This window comes from Tamlana sp. I1 (assembly GCF_015355625.1).
GTDB lineage: Bacteria > Bacteroidota > Bacteroidia > Flavobacteriales > Flavobacteriaceae > Pseudotamlana.
The window spans coordinates 92,984-109,638 of record NZ_JACLAF010000007.1 but is presented as its reverse complement, the minus strand read 5'-3'; the positions used below and the strand labels follow the sequence as shown (position 1 = coordinate 109,638).

Genomic DNA, 16,655 nt, shown 5'->3' with positions numbered 1-16,655 from the left:
AGCACAATTTGATTGAATATCAAAATTCGTTTTGTTTTAATATGAAGGTGCTCGCGTGTTTTTAAATTAATTTGGTCAGTTTAGTTATTGAGTCCGACACTTTTATTTTTTCACTAGTGTCGGTTGAAATAAAAGGCATTCTATAAACTGTTCCTGTATCAAGTTCCACCGTTAACATTTCAAAACCGCCGTTTGAGCCAATCGCATAATGCCCATCATGATATTTTTCAACTTCATACCATTTATTCAGTTCATCCATTTCGATTAAATCCCACAATAAAAATTCCATGTCAGATTCAATTCCGCTTAGGCTTTCAAGATTCTTTGCTTTTATTTCTTTTTTAATTTTTTCTATCGTAATCATTTTTATAATGTAAGGTTATAGACTTACGTATAATTTGTGGCGTGATTCAATAAGGAGGTTAGCAAATATAAAACGAATAGAAAGTACACAAGGATTTTCGTTAGTAGGCTTGAACTAGTAATAAACCAGATACGGTTTAAATTAGTATTTATTCAAAATTATCTATCGATTCTATTGTTTTTTTTAGTACAAAATCGAATGCAATTTTATCTATTTTTTTTGTTTTTTGCTTTGCTATTTCTATTTCAAGTTTAGATTTTAATTGCTCTAAAAATTCTTTTTCAGGATTTAAATCAGGATAAACACTTTTCCTATATCGTCTATTTAAGTCAAATCCAAATTCTATTAATTCAGTGTTCTTAACCTTTTTTAAATATGTCCAAAATTTATTAAAATTAAACTTTGAGAAAATTGGCGAATATCTTAAAGATGTATTTGGCTCATTAACTTTTCCTAAAAACCCCTTGAAATCGGTCTTAAACAGTTCAAAAAGAGCTTTTGTTTCTTCATTGTCAGAATTTAGTTTTGTTTGCTTATTTAATTCAATACAATATTCAGCAACTTCCATTACATCGTCATAAAATTCTGTATTAGCACTTATTGAAATTCGAAAATGAAAACTATCTTGATGTTTATATTTTCCTTTTTTAATACCTCTTTTAAATCTTTTTTTGAGATTATTAATATTTAAGTTTAAAACATTATTAAAACGAGTTGCATAATGAATAATTGTTGGGTATTGGTCTAAATTATATGCGCCTTTATCTACAAAAGTTAGCATTTGATTTGTCAATTTTCTATACTCATTTAATGGTAGGTCTATGCATTGCCAATATGATAGTTTTTGTAATGCTTTTTCTCTATCTGGAATTTTGCTACCTTCAATTTGATAAATGTTTTTTATTTCTGAAATCAACTCTTTAATATCAAATGAAGATGTTCCAGTTATGTAATTGAAAATTGTATCAAAATATTGATTCTTTTTTTGAGTGTTTTTATCTATATATTTCTCTTCATATATTTCCGAGTAAGTTTTGATTTTTTCCTCTTTCGATTTGATTTTTAAATTATTGTTGTCACTTAATATGGCAGAAAGATTAAACAAACCACCTTTGTAAATATTTCTTATATCTTCAAAAAATTCTGGTTTTAAAACTCCAGATTTATATTCTATTGAAATTGGTAAAGTGAAATTCAATATTTGAGATAAAATTTCAGAATGGAACTCCTTTAGTAAATTGTCTTTATTAAAGTATTCATTTACTCCACTAAATATGATTTTAAAATGTTCAAGAAAAAAAAGTAGATTTCGAAGATTATTATTGTTTTGTTGAATTCTTAAAGTTATAACTTTCTTGTTTTCATTTAAAAATCTATAATATTCTAATTTTTTTTCTTCATATTTTGAATTAATTATCTTGTCATAAATTTCAGCAACATTTGCGCTATAACTTACTGAAATACCAATCACTTTTTCTCGAAGTAATGAATAATTATCTCTATCGACATCAATTTCTTTACGAAGTTCGTCTTCATTTGCAATAAGGATAATTTTTGCTCCTAAATTTTCAACAAGATTATTTACAAAGCCAAAAACTTCTTTTAAGTCTAATTCCTTTGCTTTCCGGTCAATATCATCTATACAAATTAGAATTTTACTATAATCGCTTAAATTGTTTCCTGAAGCTCCTGTCTCCGCCAAAATATCTTTCAAGTCGTTTCCGAAAAATTTCAAAACGCTATTTGTCAAACCAGCAGTTATTTTTACTCCTTTAGATTTTAAAATAGGATAAAGTTCTAGAAAGATTTGGTTTTGTATATCTTCAATAGACTTTGCTCCAAAAAGTGAAATTAATATTGGTGTGAATTTTTCTTCCTTTTCATCATTGGGAACGTTAAGTTCCTTGACTCTTGGGAATAAATCATTTTTAACATAATGAGTTTTACCTATTCCATAATCTCCATTAATGATTATGGCGTAGTTTGTATCAAGGTATAGATACTGTTCAATTCTTTCGGTTATATCTTCGTTCATTTATATTAATGCCAACTTGTTATATAAATACCAATCCAACCATAAAAATAACTTTTTAAATCATAAAACGTCATTTATATATTCCTATACTTTCTAGTCATTTCAAAACAAACTACTCAATCACAATTTCATAAGCCCTTAAAAGTCCCGCAAGGCCATCTGTAGAAAACTTGGCGCCTTTTATTTTGTTCTCTCATTTACATAAAATAAACCTTTGAAGTTGGTTTTTAATTTCTTCAAAAGAAAAACAAAAAAAAACGAGCATCATAGAAATGATGCTCGTTTGAAATAGATTTTAAACTAAAAATTAATCTACTCTTTCGTATCTCTCTTCATATTCATATCTATAAGAATCTCCATTTTCCGCGTAAGTATCTGTATCGTTAACGATAAAATAATTATTATGCAACTCAATATCAACTTCGTATTCATCATCGTCATAAGAGGTTATTAAAGTATCTCCATCAAATCTATAGGTGCCTTCGTTAGTATATGATCCCCCTGAATATAATTCGTAAAATACAAATGTTCCATCTTCACTGAAGGTTATCGTATGTACTGTATCTTCATCATACTCATAAACGTTTTCTTCTTCAAACTCTCCATTTATATATACTCTTTCAGTTTCTGAAACTAAAATCCATTCTCCTATAATTTGATCTTCATTTGACGGAGCCCCTCCGTCGTCATCTTTACTACAAGACGTTGAAAATACACTTGTTAGCACAGCTACTGTTAAAATAATTACTCTGTTAAATTTTTTCATTTGGTTTGGTTTTGATTTTTAATTTATTAATAACTCGGTTTAATTTATAATTTATATATGTCAATATTACTTCATTTTTACAACGGGATTGCAACACAAAACAAGCTACACCCTTTTTTTACACCAAATCTTACAAAATCCAAAGAAATCACTTTAGCACATTGTAGTATTAAAGGAGCGAAAGTAAGAAAAAAACGATTATATGAGACCTTTATATTCAGAGCCAACTGAAGTACTCCTCACAAAAAAAACATAAACAACTAATAACATGTCTTTTACAAGGTAAATTTAGAATAACTCTAAAAAAATAATATGGCTTAGCCAGAAACAATTGGTGGCAACCTAGTTTTTATCCACGACACTTAAAGCCAAACGAATTTTAAAATAGTCTAGATCGGGAATCTCACAAGACAAGCAAAGAGCTCTTAGCAATTTGAACAATGTAATAGGTTAAAAACCAAAGCACAATTAAAAGCAAAAAAAACGAGCATCATAGGAATGGTGCTCGTTTGAAATAGATTTTACAACTAAAAATTAATCGATTCTTTCGTATCTCGTTTCATATTCATATACAATTGAATCTCCATTTTCTTCGTATTTGTCAGAGTCATAAACAATAAAATAATCACTATAAATCTTTAACTCAACACTATATACATCATCTTCATCTTCACCGTCTTCATGGACATTTAAAATATCACCATCAAACCAATATTTACCTTCTGCAGAATTTGATCCACCAGAATAGCTATATAATGAAAAATAAGTACCATCACTCTTAAAATCAATCGTATCAACTTCATCCTCATCTAATTCATACTTTTCCTCAGAATCAAAGACACCATTAACGTACTTTTTTTCTATTGACGACACATAGGTCCATTTCCCTTCAATTTTTTCTTCATTTGACAGAGATCCTCCATCATCATCTTTACTACAAGACGTTGAAAATACACTTGCTAGCACAGCTACTGTTAAAATAATTACTTTGTTAAATTTTTTCATTTTGTTTGGTTTTGGTTTTTAATTTATAATAACTCGGTTTAATTTATAATTTATATATGTCAATATTACTTCATTTGTACAACGGGATTGCAACACAAAACAAGCCACACCCTTTTTTTATACCAAATCTTACAAAATCCAAAGAAATCACTTTAGCCGTTGTAGTATTTAAGGAGCGAAAGTAAGAAAAAAACGATTATATGAGACCTTTATATTCAGAGCCAACTGAAGTACTCTTCACAAAAAAAACATAAATATCTAATAACATGTCTTTTACAAGATAAATTTAGAATAACTCTAAAAAAAATAATATGGCTTAGCCAGAAATAATTGGTGGCAACCTAGTTTTTATCCACCACACTTAAAGCCAAACGGATTTTAAAATAGTCCATCGACTCATTAAAATACTCGAAATACGGGCGTAACGCTTTTGGCGCGTCCAATGTGGTTTTGGCTTTTCTAACGGCTTCTACCTCACTTTTAGAGACAAAATCGAAAATATTAACCGCTTTGCCTTCGCTGTATAATTTTGCGATATGCGAATATACGGTTGTGCTATTCAGTTTTCGCTCCATTGAAATTTCTTCAATACTCAAACCCGATTTATAAAGCTCGTAAGTGACTAAATGTGTGGCCTTCTTCTTTGGTTTCTTCACTTTAGATCCCATAAAATCTAAAATCTCGGCCATAAACTCATCACCATAAACTTCAAGTTTACGCTGCCCTACCCCACTAATACTTAAAAAATCGGCTTCACTTAGTGGACGCTCGCGTTCAATTTCTTTTAAAGTAGCATCACTAAAAATTAAATAGGCAGGAATGTTTTCTTCTAAAGCAATTTTATAACGCAACTGGCGTAAACGCTCAAACAGACTATTTTCACGAGTTTTAACGCGTGCTTTCGGAGTTGCTTTTGGTTTGCGTTTGGTGCGTTCTTTAATTTTTGGTTCTGGAATATGAACCGGTTTGGTTAAAGAAACTTTGGCGCCTTCAAATAATACTTTTTTTGAAAATTCGGTAAGTCGTAAGGCATTATGTTTATGAAATGCGATTTCGCAAAACCCCTGATTTATAAGCTGAATGGTTAAATGCTGCCAATCGCGATAAGCGATATCTTTACCTATGCCGAAGGTTTTTAAATGGTTGTAACCTTTATCTATAATCGTGGCATTATGCGAACCACGAAGCACATCGATAATGGTTCCAATAGCTTCCGATTCCTTTAAACGGTAAACGGCAGATAGTATTTTTTGGGCAATAATAGTTCCGTCGAAAAACTGTGGCGGATTTTTACAAACATCGCAGTTCCCACAATTTTCGGCGAGTAATTCTCCAAAATAACTGAGCAGAATTTTTCTACGGCAAGTAGTGGCTTCACTAAACTGTTTCATACGGTCTAGTTTGGCGATTTGAAATTCTTCGTTTGATGCACCACTGGCAAAATTACGAAGTTGAATCACATCAGCATAACTGTGAAACAGCAAAGCCTGTGATTTTAATCCATCCCGACCAGCACGACCAATTTCTTGATAATAGCCTTCTATATTTTTAGGCATATTATAATGCACGACCCAACGCACATTCGATTTATCGATGCCCATTCCAAAAGCTACGGTAGCACAAACAATTTGTGTTTTATCAAAAATAAAAGACTCCTGAACTTTAGAACGTTCATCGAAACTTAAACCAGCATGATAAGCTTTTGCACCAATGCCGTTGGCTTTTAATTTCTTGGCCAGCTGTTCGGTTGTTTTTCGGCTTAAGCAATAAATAATCCCCGATTGGTTGGGGTTTTGGTTTATAAACTTGACGATTTGCACCATTCTATTATCTGCCGGACGCACTTCCAATTCAATATTTTTTCTATCGAAAGATGAAATAAATTGTTGGGCGTGCTCGATACGCAATTGTTTTGCTATATCATTTCGCGTGGCTTTATCGGCAGTGGCCGTTAAGGCAATAAATGGTGTGTTTGGCAATGTGGTTTTTAAAAAACCAAGTTGTTGGTATGAAGGTCTGAAATCGTGACCCCAAGATGAAATACAATGCGCTTCATCAATGGCAACACAACTTATGTACTTTTCATTTAAAATATTTTGAAGGGCCGCTAAACTTTCTGGAGCAACGTAAAGGAGTTTTAAATCGGAACTTATAACCCGTTCTATAATCGTGTTTTGCTCATGAGCACTTTGGCTACTATTAAAATACGAAGCCGAAATACCGTTTGCATTTAAACCATCCACTTGGTCTTTCATTAAAGCAATTAAAGGTGAGATTACCAAAGTAACCCCTTTAAAACTTAATGCTGGTAATTGAAAACAAATGGATTTTCCGCCGCCTGTTGGCATGATTACCAAACAGTCCTTTTTGCTTAAAACGGTTTCAATAATGTCTTGTTGCTGCGCCCTAAAACTGTCGTACCCGAAATACGTTTTTAAATTAGAAAATAATTGCTCCTTAATTTCGGTAGTTTGCATCAAGCTTTTTTCTGAAAGAAAATATTAGCGGTGTATTACCACTCTCTTAATTTGTTTAAAGCTTCAAGTGCTTCAATTTCTTTCTGTGGAATAACTTTTAAAAATGACGGATGTTGCTCGATCGCATATTCAATTTTTGTGATGATATCATCAGTCGTATCATTATCATAATCAATCTCTAAAGGTTCTTTAATCTCAAAAGACTGAAGAATATTTTTCTTTTTAATTCGCAAGCCTTTTTTATCAAACGAACGACGAAAACCATCAATAACTATAGGGACAACAACAGGTTTGTAGCGTTTTATAATGTGAGCCGTTCCTTTTCTAACAGGCTTAAAAGGCGTGGTTGTTCCTTGCGGAAATGTAATTACCCAACCATCATCAAGCGCTTTTCCAATACTAGAAATATCGCTCATCTTAACTTGTCTGTTAACATCTTTTCCTTCCGATCGCCAAGTTCTTTCAATACTTATCGACCCCATATAGGCTAAAATTTTTGGCAATAAACCAGCTTTCATGGTTTCTTTTGCCGCAACGTAATAAATGTTTAATTTCGGATTCCAGATATAACCTACGTTTTTAATTGAGTCTACACGACCGCTTAAACTCGCGTTAAAAACATGAAACATAGAAACTACATCGGCAAAATAAGTTTGATGGTTTGATATGAATAATACGTTGGTATCGGGTAAGTTTTTAATCACTTCAGAGCCTTCAATTTGCAGTTCGTTAAAGCCTCTAAAACGTCTATGTGTAAGCAATCCGAAAACTCGAATAAGCCACTTTTTTAATATTAATATGTGTCCGAATGGATTTTTCTTAAACAATCCCATAAATCACGCTTCAATTTTTTAGTTGGTAACTGCAAATGTAGTAAATCTTATATATTAAATAAGTCCTTTAGCAGGTCTTTAATTTCACTTAACATCATGGCGGTTGCGCCCCAAACCACATGCCCCTCTAAATTAAAAGCAGGCACCTCAACTTCAAGACTATACGAGGTTTTTACATTTTTTGTAATCAGAAAAGCATCGTCTAAAAAGTCTTTTAAGGACACTTCTATAATGGCTTCAACCTCATCATCTTGCTTCTTAAATTTAGGTGTTTTTTTTGTAAATGCAATAAAAGGATGCACATAAAAATGACTTGGCGGAATATAAACAGGCGTCATTTTTTTAACCACTTTCATGGTATCTAACGGTACGCCAACTTCTTCGAAAGTCTCTCTTATTGCGGCGGCTTCAATCGACACATCTTCGGGTTCCAGCTTCCCTCCTGGAAAGCCAACTTGAGCAGAATGTACGCCTTTATAGGTTTTCCGAAGAATTAAAACCAGGTTTGTTTCATACGTTTTGTCGGGGTAAAACAAAGCCAAAACCCCTGCTTGTTTGGCGGTTTTAATGGCTTCCTTTTGAAGTTTTAATTGCTCCTGACGAAAAGGCGGAACCATTTTAAAGTGTGATCCTTCGCCTAATAGCGGTATATTTTCTATTTTTGAAAGCGCTTGTAAAAAAACATCAAAATTCATTATTAATGAAGCTTAAACTTATTTTTTGTTTTGTATTTCTTCTTTTGAATTGTGAAGATAAACAAACTAAAAAGAAAACAACACCCGAAACTGCAGTTGAAACGCCTGTTGAAGAAACGCCTAAACCCATTGTAAAATCTAAAAAAGAAAAACGTGAGTTTCCAAAGCTGAATTCTAAAAATGCTATGGATTTTTTCTTGGAGTACGATAAAAATCACAAGGAAAACAAAGTAAGAATCACCACCGATTTTGGCACCATAGATATTTTACTGTACAACGACACAAAATTTCATCGTTCCAACTTCATCTGGCTTACAAAACAAAAGTATTTTGATGGCACCCAATTTTATCGTGTTATTGATAATTTTATGGTACAAGGCGGAAACAGCGACGATAAAAAAACCGCTAGAAAGCGTGGACATATTGGTAAATACTTATTACCTCCAGACACTAAAAGAGGCTATAAACATGATCGGGGCGTGATTTCTATGCCGAGTAGTGATATTGATAATCCGCATAAATTAGCTTCACCATTTGAGTTTTTCATCGTACAACAAAAAGGTGGCGCACACTTTTTAGATGGCGATTACACCATTTTTGGTCATGTAACAAAAGGGATGGATGTGATTGATAAAATCGCTGCTGTAGAAACCGATGATGCCGATTGGCCACTTAAAAATATTTACATTAGAAAGGTTGAGATAATTAAATAGGATTGGATGATCTCAATAAATATTTAAGTTTTTCAGCCCCCCCTTAGTCCTCTCTTTCTAAATGTGAAACTTAACAGTTCCGCTCCTACTCAAAGAGGGATTAAGGGAGGTGTTATATTCGTGTATTCGTGGCAAAAAACCAATTTTACTCACTTTGGTTATTATACAAATTCGGTAATGCAATCTTAAAAATAACCGCTAATAAACGAATCACGATAACCACAACCCCAGCGATAATAAAAATAAAGTTTCCTTCAATTGGTAATAATTTCAAAAGGAAATAAGTGATACCTCCTAAAATACAGGCTGTAGCATAAATTTCTTTTCTAAAAATAACTGGAATTTCATTACATAAAACATCACGAACAACGCCTCCAAAACAAGCCGTTATAGTACCAATAGCAATGCAAATTATGGGATGTAAGCCCGCATTTATTCCTCTTTCTACACCTACAACGGTGTACAAACCTATTCCAATAGTATCAAATAAAAACAGTGAGGTTCTTAAATAGTTAAGTTTACTTCTAAAAATAATTCCGAAAACAGAAGCGCCTAAAATCACATAAGTATACACAATATTGGTCATCCAACTTACGGGAGTTACACCAATAAGAATATCGCGTAAAGTACCCCCTCCTACCGAGGTTACGAAAGCAATAATAAGAATACCAAATAAGTCCATACGCTTTTTAAGAGCCACTAAAACCCCTGATATTGCGAAGGCCGCTGTTCCAAAAATCTCTACGATATAAAACATAGTATATCTTTAAATTATATGTTCTTTAAATATTTTAGGAAAGTATCGTACTTACTTTCGCGGCGCAAAAGTACTTTTCTATTTACATATTCTGAGTATAAAAGTTATAATCTTTTAAAATAACCGCAATAAACTCTATATCACTAGATTGCTTCACTTCTTTAATACTTGTAACCTCTATGATTTTCTGACGTAATTTTATCAAAGTTTGATAATCTCTAGACGCCTTCGAGGTGTTAAAAGTCTCTTTGATAATACGTGCATCGTTATCAGATAGCTTGATAACATTCGGATACGTTGGCTTATAATTATCGGTTAATTGCTCTAAAATAGTGTGGCTAATGTTTACTTTATCTTTTAAAACAATAACAGCGGTGCCAGCAGCCATATCGCCTATTCGTTGTGTTTTTTTGTTCATCGACATCACAAAAAAGCCCAATCCAAAAATATAAACATCGACAATTCTAAAAAACCAACGCACCACATAATCGGAAAACGTGGCTTGATAACCATCAATTTTTACCACTCTAATTTTCATTAAACGTTTGCCTGGTGTTTGGCCGTTAAAAAGTGACTCTAAAGCCAAAGTATAAAACATAACTGGAAAACTAAGCACCGTATTTATAGCAATTTGCGACCATTCATCCATGCTATCAAACACTCCAAAAAACTTACTTAAAACCAATAAATAACCAATTTTTATAGCCATATCGATTATAAAAGCCAATAAACGTTCCCCTGCTCCGGCTGCATTAAATGCAATTTTTACATTTTGAGTGGTGTTAATTTGTAACTCTGACATTTTATATTTTATTTTAGCAAATATATGAGGGAAGTTTCATTCATCAAGCAAAATAAAGAAAAATGGTTAAGTTTTGAAAACGCCATTTTCAATAACGATTTTGAAAATCCAGATGAATTGGCAACCCAATACATTCACGTTATTAACGATTTAGCTTACGCCCAAACATACTACCCCAAAAGCAAAGTAGTAACTTACTTAAACCAATTGGCAGCTAAAGCATTTCAAAAAATTTATAAAACTAAACGGGAAGATACCAATAGAATTATTGGGTTTTGGAAAACCGAAATCCCCCTTATTTGTTATCAGTATCGGAAATATATTTATATCGCTTTTATCATCTTTTTCGCTTTTACTTTTGTTGGTGTTATCTCGGCGGCCAACGATGGTGAGTTTGTGCGTTCTATTTTGGGCGACCATTATGTAAACATGTCTCTAGAAAATATTGAAGCCGGCGACCCCGTAGCCGTGTATAAAAGTGGCAGCAACTGGGGTAGTTTTATAGGCATTACCATTAATAACCTAAAAGTGGGCATTATTGCCTTTGTTATGGGTGTGTTTTTGGGTATTGGCACCCTTTACATCATGTTTAAAAACTGCATTATGCTGGGTTCCTTTCAATACTTTTTTTATGAAAAAAATGTGTTTTGGGAAAGCGTTCGCGGTATTTGGATTCATGGCGCTATGGAAATTTTTGCCATTGTTATAGAAGCGGCTGCGGGCTTAATTTTGGGCGCCAGCATTTTATTTCCTGCCACACATACGCGCTACACCTCTTTTAAAATTGGTGCAAAAACTGGCGTTAAAATTTTAATTAGCACCTTTCCTTTTACCTTTGCAGCAGGATTTTTAGAAGGGTTTATTACCCGATATTCCAACGTAATGCCGCATTGGCTATCGGTTTTCATCATTTTAAGCACCTTAAGCCTTATAACCTACTATTATTTAATTTATCCTATAAAAATTCAGAAGCAAATTACCCAAATCGACCAATAACCTATCTGCCTGCTTGAAATTAATTAAGTTACATACCTGCTGTTTATTTGTTTTGATGTTTTTGGGTTTCCAAACGCTATTTGCTGTGAATTTCACCCAAGAACCAGAACAGATTAAGCGTTTTGATGATGATTTTAAATCGCATTATTCTGGAAGTGAATTTAATTATGAAGGGGTAGCCGTTGTAAAAAAATCTAAAAAAGGTTCTGGGGTTTATGAAGATTATAAAAAAGACAAACCCAAAATTGAAGAAGACAATAACGAAACCGAGTTTTTTATAAATCTAGGCCCCTTAGCGTGGATTTTCTATCTGGCCATCGCACTAGCGGTTGTGTTTTTGGTTTACACTTTATTTAATGAAGGTAGCACGAGTTTATTCGCTTCAAAAAGAAACAAATCGGTGCAAAACCATGAAGATATTACTGCAGAAAATATTGAAAACGCAGACATCCTCAGCTTGATTAAAAATGCTGAAAACGATGCCAATTACAGATTGGCCATTCGTTATTACTATCTGCTCGTTTTAAAAACATTAAGTTTAAATAATCATATAAAATTTGAAGATGATAAAACCAATTCGGAATATTTAAGCGAAGTAAGTAACAAATCTTTCAGTAAAGAATTCGGCTATATTTCCTACCTATACAATTACATTTGGTACGGCGAATTCCCTGTGAATATTGACAAATACAACAAAGCCAAAAGCAATTTTACAACATTTTTAAAACTGGTAAAGTCATGAAAAAAGCCTTACCTATCCTTTTAATAATTGCTGTACTCGTTATTATTGGCGCTGTGGTACTTAGTGTAAATCGTGTTAAAACCGTAGATTGGGAAGAATCTTTTAACGAAAAAAGCAACAAACCTTACGGCACAAGCATCCTGTATAAAGAGTTACCTAAACTTTTTAAAAACCATAAATTCAGAACCGTTTACCACCAACCCTACAGTTATTTAAGGGCGAATTCTAAAGACAGTTATGGTGAATTTATTGCTGAAGGTAACTACCTGATTATTGGTAATTCCAATTATTTAGAAGACAACTCAATTGATGAATTATTAAATTTTGTAAGCTCGGGAAACACATTGTTTATTTCAGATTATGTTTTTCCTCAAAAATTTCATGACACTTTAGGTTTTGATGTGGAGTACCTTAAAAACGAAAAAGACAGCATTACGTACCAATCGCTTGAATATTTTGATATCGACACCATAAAAACAGATAAAGATGCTGGCGAAAACTATTTTTCTAATTTTAACAAATGGGATTTTACCGTTTTAGGCTATTCAAAAATTGATGAAAAACATCCTAATTTTATTAAAGTTCCTTTTGGTGATGGTCAAATTTTTCTACACACCGAACCTAAAGTGTTTACCAATTATAATCTTTTAAAGGAAAATCGCTTTCAATACGTGGAAGGGCTTTTATCCTATTTACCCGATAACGATGTGTTTTTTGATTCGTTTACCAAAATACAAACACCCTACCGCACCGATGTAGAAAAAGAATCGAATTTAAAATGGTTTTTAGAGCAACAGTCCTTTAGATGGGCTTGGTATACCTTGCTTATTTTCGGACTCCTATTCATGGTTTTTAATGCCAAGCGCAGGCAACGCGTTATTAAAATTATCACACCTTTACAAAACACTTCCATCTCTTTTGTTAAAACAGTTTCCAATTTATACTTTGAAACTAAAGACCATAAAAACCTAATTGATAAAAAAATCACTTATTTTTTAGAAAAAATTAGAACCGATTTTCATCTAAATACAAGCGTTTTAGATGACGATTTTATAGAAAAACTAGCCTCAAAAGCTGGCAAAAAAACAGACGACGTAAAACCACTTATCCATTATATAAGTTGGTTAAAAACCCAAAATGAGCTTTCCGAAGCCCAACTCATAAAATTAAACAGACTTGTAGAAGCCTTTTATTCAAAATAATTATGGACGAACATAGAGAATCACAAGAACACCAACAGTATTTACCAAAATCGAGTGAAAACGGTATGCCTTCAGCAGAAAACCATGACGACAGCAACAATTTGCAGTTTCAAAATCGTTTGGATTTATCTGAATTACAAAACCATGTTCAAAAAATAAAATCAGAAATAGGTAAAGTTATTGTCGGACAAACCGATATGGTAGACATGCTTATCGCGTCGCTTTTAGCCAAAGGCCACTCGTTAATTGAAGGCGTTCCAGGCGTTGCAAAAACCGTTACCGCCAAATTACTTGCTAAATCGTTAAGCGTTGGCTTTAGCCGTATTCAATTTACGCCCGATTTAATGCCTAGTGATATTTTAGGAACCTCAATTTTTAACTTAAAAACCTCGGAATTTGAATTTAAAAAAGGACCTATTTTCTCGAATATGATTCTTATTGATGAAATAAACCGATCGCCTGCAAAAACACAAGCCGCTTTGTTTGAAGTGATGGAAGAGCAGCAAATTACCATCGATGGGAATAAGTTTAAACTCGATTCGCCGTTTATGGTTTTAGCGACACAAAACCCTGTAGAACAAGAAGGCACATACCGATTACCCGAGGCGCAATTAGACCGTTTTTTATTCAAAATTGATGTGGATTATCCCAATTTAGATGAAGAAATAGAAATTATAACTCGTGAACATGCTTTAAAGGATAAAGTAAAAATCGATGAAATCACATCGTTTTTAACTGCTGAACAAATTACAAAGTATCAAAACCTAGTCACTCAAATTATAGTCGAACAGCATTTAATAAAATACATCGCCCAGCTTATCGTGGCTACAAGAAGCAACCAATTTTTGTATTTAGGCGCATCGCCAAGAGCATCAATCGCTATTTTAAAAGCGAGCAAAGCCTTTGCTGCTATAAACGGACGTGATTTTGTAACCCCAGAAGACATAAAACGCGCTGCTATTCCTGTATTACACCATCGTGTTATTGTAACACCAGAACGCGAAATGGAAGGCATTTCTAGCAAACAGATTATAAAGCAAATTATTGAAACAGTTGAGATTCCTAGGTGATAGGTTGTTGCAGTTTTCAGGGTTTAGTCGCAGTCTCGGTTTTCAGTTTTCAGTTTTCAGAGCCAAGAGCCAAGAGTTAACAATTAACAATTAACAATTAACAAAATTGAAACTCCTGAAACTAATAGCCAAAAACCATCAACCAAGAACCACCAACCAAGAACCATCAACCAAAAACCAATAACCAATAACCAAAATTGAAACTCCTAAAACCATTCTACATACAACCCCGATTTTTTTATGTTGGCATTGGCATTGTTGTGTTGTTTGCTTTAAGCTATTTTGTTCCGCTATTATTCCATATCGCGCAACTTTCAATTTTAGTTTTAGTACTGTTATTTATTTTAGATTTCATAATTATTTTTCTAGGAAAGCATAAAATTGAAGCGTCTCGTATTCTACCTGATAAGTTTTCGAATGGGGACCAAAATTTAGTTGAAATAAACATTCAAAACCATTACGGCATCACTATTCATCTTGAAATTATTGATGAAATCCCAGAGCAATTTCAAGTCAGAGATTTTAAAATTAAAAACCTTATTGTTTCTCGGAAGTCGAAAACCATTCCGTACCATTTAAAACCAACGGAACGTGGCGAATATCATTTTGGAAATTTGAATATTTATGCCTCTTCAGTCTTAAAAATTGTGGCTAAACGCTTTACTTTTAATGATGGTGCCATGATTCCAACCTATCCAAGTTTTAAGCAATTAAAAAAGTTTGAACTGCTTAACATCAATAAAAACTCACTTGATTATGGTTTAAAAAAAGTCCGTCGCCTCGGGCATTCTATGGAATTTGAACAAATAAAAGACTATGTGACTGGCGATGATTTACGCACCATAAACTGGAAAGCCACGGCAAAGAAAAACCAATTGATGGTGAATCAATTTCAAGATGAAAAATCGCAACCAGTTTATTCTATTATCGATAAAGGGCGCACCATGAAAATGCCTTTTAACGGTTTAAGCTTGTTGGATTACGCGATAAATGCTAGCTTGGTAATGAGTAATGTCGTTTTAAAAAAACATGATAAGGCAGGCTTGTTTTCTTTTTCAAAAGGGATTGAAAACGTCGTAATTGCCGAACGCCGCAACTCACAAATGCAACTTATTTTAGAAGCGCTTTACAATGTAAAAACCGATTATTTTGAAAGTGATTTTAGTCGTTTATACGGAAATATAAAAAAGCACATCACCCATCGCAGCCTGATTTTAATGTATACCAATTTTGAAACACTGGATGGTTTAGAGCGTCAATTACCTTATTTAAAAGCCATTTCTAAAAGTCATTTATTGGTGGTTATTTTCTTTAAAAACACCGAAATAAACAAATTGGTTACCAATAAAGCTGAAACCATTCAGCATGTTTATGATAAAGTAATTGCTGAAAAATTTGAATTTGAAAAGCGTCTTATCGCTAACGAACTTAAAAAATACGGCATCCATTCCATTTTAACCACGCCAGAACATTTAACGATTGATACCATTAATAAATATTTAGAAATTAAGGCGCGTGGGATGTTGTAATGTATTAAACAAAAAAGACCTCATAATTTCTTATGAAGTCTTCCTCTTATTTTTATTGAAACGTTTTAAACCGTTTCGCTTAACCAAGCTTTCATCATCCAAACTGTTTTTTCTTGTTCAGTAATAAAATCACTCATCATCGAATTTGTTCCTTCATCATTAGCATCGCCTGCTTTTTCTAAAATGTTTCTTTCAATTTTAAGCAATTCCGCTAAAGAATCTACAATCAATCTTACGGCAAGATCATCTTTCGAGATATTTTTTCCAACAGGCACTTGCGCTTTCGCGGAATAGTCTTCGAATGTATGTAAAGGTGTTTCTCCTAAGGTTAAAATACGTTCTGCGATTTCATCTACTTTCGTATTAGCATCGGTGTATAATTCTTCAAATTTAACGTGTAAATCAAAAAATGCTTTTCCTTTAATATTCCAGTGAATACCTCTTAGGTTTTGATAATATATTTGAAAATTAGCTAATAAATGATTCAAATCTTCAGCTAAATCTTTAGTTTTTACGGTATCTAATCCTATACTATTTAAATTCATGGGTGTGTTATTTTTATGATTTAATTTTTACTATTTCTATTTACCACAAATTTAATTTATAATTAACAGTACTTTCAATAAGTTTTATTGATAGTTTTTATATTTTTATAGGCTAAATTGATAA

Annotated in this window: 16 protein-coding genes; 6 read left to right on the top strand and 10 right to left on the bottom strand. The window is 32.8% G+C overall.

What is annotated here, in order from left to right:
• Positions 1–61: 61 nt before the first annotated feature.
• The 7 genes from H6X70_RS07685 to H6X70_RS07655 all read right to left on the bottom strand — a co-directional run bounded on the left by H6X70_RS07685 (position 62) and on the right by H6X70_RS07655 (position 8,175).
• On the bottom strand, positions 62–364 hold the full coding sequence (locus tag H6X70_RS07685) for a hypothetical protein (RefSeq protein ID WP_194767098.1): 303 nt from the start codon (positions 362–364) through the stop codon (positions 62–64).
• A 148-nt stretch (positions 365–512) separates the two neighbouring features.
• The gene (locus H6X70_RS07680) at positions 513–2,399 is read right to left on the bottom strand and encodes a hypothetical protein (protein WP_194767097.1); all 1,887 of its coding nucleotides are present in this window, start codon (positions 2,397–2,399) and stop codon (positions 513–515) included.
• 307 nt (positions 2,400–2,706) lie between these two features.
• The gene (locus H6X70_RS07675; protein ID WP_194767096.1) at positions 2,707–3,165 is read right to left on the bottom strand and encodes a lipocalin family protein; all 459 of its coding nucleotides are present in this window, start codon (positions 3,163–3,165) and stop codon (positions 2,707–2,709) included.
• A 534-nt stretch (positions 3,166–3,699) separates the two neighbouring features.
• Positions 3,700–4,170, bottom strand: a complete 471-nt coding sequence (locus H6X70_RS07670) for a lipocalin family protein (RefSeq protein WP_194767095.1) — start codon at positions 4,168–4,170, stop codon at positions 3,700–3,702.
• A 341-nt stretch (positions 4,171–4,511) separates the two neighbouring features.
• Positions 4,512–6,647, bottom strand: coding sequence for a DNA helicase RecQ (recQ, locus tag H6X70_RS07665; protein WP_194767094.1), 2,136 nt, complete (start codon positions 6,645–6,647; stop codon positions 4,512–4,514).
• Positions 6,648–6,682: 35 nt separating this feature from the next.
• On the bottom strand, positions 6,683–7,480 hold the full coding sequence (locus H6X70_RS07660; protein WP_194767093.1) for a lysophospholipid acyltransferase family protein: 798 nt from the start codon (positions 7,478–7,480) through the stop codon (positions 6,683–6,685).
• Between the two features lie 47 nt (positions 7,481–7,527).
• Positions 7,528–8,175 carry an NUDIX hydrolase gene (locus H6X70_RS07655; RefSeq protein ID WP_194767092.1) on the bottom strand — a complete coding sequence of 216 codons (648 nt, stop codon included), beginning with the start codon at positions 8,173–8,175 and terminating at the stop codon, positions 7,528–7,530.
• Between the two features lie 5 nt (positions 8,176–8,180).
• On the opposite strand from H6X70_RS07655, the gene H6X70_RS07650 reads away from it, so the two are divergent.
• The gene (locus tag H6X70_RS07650; protein ID WP_194767091.1) at positions 8,181–8,888 is read left to right on the top strand and encodes a peptidylprolyl isomerase; all 708 of its coding nucleotides are present in this window, start codon (positions 8,181–8,183) and stop codon (positions 8,886–8,888) included.
• Between the two features lie 145 nt (positions 8,889–9,033).
• Here the strand turns inward: H6X70_RS07650 and H6X70_RS07645 are convergent, their stop codons facing one another.
• Both H6X70_RS07645 and H6X70_RS07640 read right to left on the bottom strand, forming a co-directional pair.
• Entirely contained in the window at positions 9,034–9,645 is a 612-nt protein-coding gene (locus tag H6X70_RS07645) for a trimeric intracellular cation channel family protein (protein ID WP_194767090.1), read from the bottom strand.
• Positions 9,646–9,727: 82 nt separating this feature from the next.
• Positions 9,728–10,447, bottom strand: coding sequence for an RDD family protein (locus H6X70_RS07640; RefSeq protein ID WP_194767089.1), 720 nt, complete (start codon positions 10,445–10,447; stop codon positions 9,728–9,730).
• 24 nt (positions 10,448–10,471) lie between these two features.
• On the opposite strand from H6X70_RS07640, the gene H6X70_RS07635 reads away from it, so the two are divergent.
• The 5 genes from H6X70_RS07635 (at position 10,472) to H6X70_RS07615 (ending at position 15,986) form a co-directional block, all read left to right on the top strand.
• Positions 10,472–11,443, top strand: coding sequence for a stage II sporulation protein M (locus H6X70_RS07635; RefSeq protein WP_194767088.1), 972 nt, complete (start codon positions 10,472–10,474; stop codon positions 11,441–11,443).
• Between the two features lie 85 nt (positions 11,444–11,528).
• A complete protein-coding gene (locus H6X70_RS07630) occupies positions 11,529–12,185 on the top strand; it encodes a hypothetical protein (protein ID WP_194767087.1) in 657 nt (218 codons plus the stop codon).
• Positions 12,182–13,387 carry a DUF4350 domain-containing protein gene (locus tag H6X70_RS07625; RefSeq protein WP_194767086.1) on the top strand — a complete coding sequence of 402 codons (1,206 nt, stop codon included), beginning with the start codon at positions 12,182–12,184 and terminating at the stop codon, positions 13,385–13,387. Before H6X70_RS07630 ends, H6X70_RS07625 begins: the two co-directional genes overlap by 4 nt.
• Positions 13,388–13,452: 65 nt before the next feature.
• Complete coding sequence (locus H6X70_RS07620) at positions 13,453–14,457, top strand: AAA family ATPase (protein ID WP_228530308.1); 1,005 nt, start codon at positions 13,453–13,455, stop codon at positions 14,455–14,457.
• A 197-nt stretch (positions 14,458–14,654) separates the two neighbouring features.
• Positions 14,655–15,986, top strand: coding sequence for a DUF58 domain-containing protein (locus H6X70_RS07615; RefSeq protein ID WP_194767084.1), 1,332 nt, complete (start codon positions 14,655–14,657; stop codon positions 15,984–15,986).
• A gap of 65 nt (positions 15,987–16,051) precedes the next feature.
• Here H6X70_RS07615 and H6X70_RS07610 read toward each other — a convergent pair whose 3' ends face one another.
• Positions 16,052–16,531, bottom strand: a complete 480-nt coding sequence (locus tag H6X70_RS07610; protein ID WP_194767083.1) for a Dps family protein — start codon at positions 16,529–16,531, stop codon at positions 16,052–16,054.
• Between the last annotated feature and the right edge of the window lie 124 nt (positions 16,532–16,655).

Bases quoted from the DNA above. Each gene is read 5' to 3' on its own strand.
- H6X70_RS07685 (WP_194767098.1), bottom strand. From the start codon at position 364: ATGATTACGATAGAAAAAATTAAAAAAGAAATAAAAGCAAAGAATCTT.
- H6X70_RS07680 (WP_194767097.1), bottom strand. From the start codon at position 2,399: ATGAACGAAGATATAACCGAAAGAATTGAACAGTATCTATACCTTGAT.
- H6X70_RS07675 (WP_194767096.1), bottom strand. From the start codon at position 3,165: ATGAAAAAATTTAACAGAGTAATTATTTTAACAGTAGCTGTGCTAACA.
- H6X70_RS07670 (WP_194767095.1), bottom strand. From the start codon at position 4,170: ATGAAAAAATTTAACAAAGTAATTATTTTAACAGTAGCTGTGCTAGCA.
- recQ (WP_194767094.1), bottom strand. From the start codon at position 6,647: ATGCAAACTACCGAAATTAAGGAGCAATTATTTTCTAATTTAAAAACG.
- H6X70_RS07660 (WP_194767093.1), bottom strand. From the start codon at position 7,480: ATGGGATTGTTTAAGAAAAATCCATTCGGACACATATTAATATTAAAA.
- H6X70_RS07655 (WP_194767092.1), bottom strand. From the start codon at position 8,175: ATGAATTTTGATGTTTTTTTACAAGCGCTTTCAAAAATAGAAAATATA.
- H6X70_RS07650 (WP_194767091.1), top strand. From the start codon at position 8,181: ATGAAGCTTAAACTTATTTTTTGTTTTGTATTTCTTCTTTTGAATTGT.
- H6X70_RS07645 (WP_194767090.1), bottom strand. From the start codon at position 9,645: ATGTTTTATATCGTAGAGATTTTTGGAACAGCGGCCTTCGCAATATCA.
- H6X70_RS07640 (WP_194767089.1), bottom strand. From the start codon at position 10,447: ATGTCAGAGTTACAAATTAACACCACTCAAAATGTAAAAATTGCATTT.
- H6X70_RS07635 (WP_194767088.1), top strand. From the start codon at position 10,472: ATGAGGGAAGTTTCATTCATCAAGCAAAATAAAGAAAAATGGTTAAGT.
- H6X70_RS07625 (WP_194767086.1), top strand. From the start codon at position 12,182: ATGAAAAAAGCCTTACCTATCCTTTTAATAATTGCTGTACTCGTTATT.
- H6X70_RS07620 (WP_228530308.1), top strand. From the start codon at position 13,453: ATGCCTTCAGCAGAAAACCATGACGACAGCAACAATTTGCAGTTTCAA.
- H6X70_RS07610 (WP_194767083.1), bottom strand. From the start codon at position 16,531: ATGAATTTAAATAGTATAGGATTAGATACCGTAAAAACTAAAGATTTA.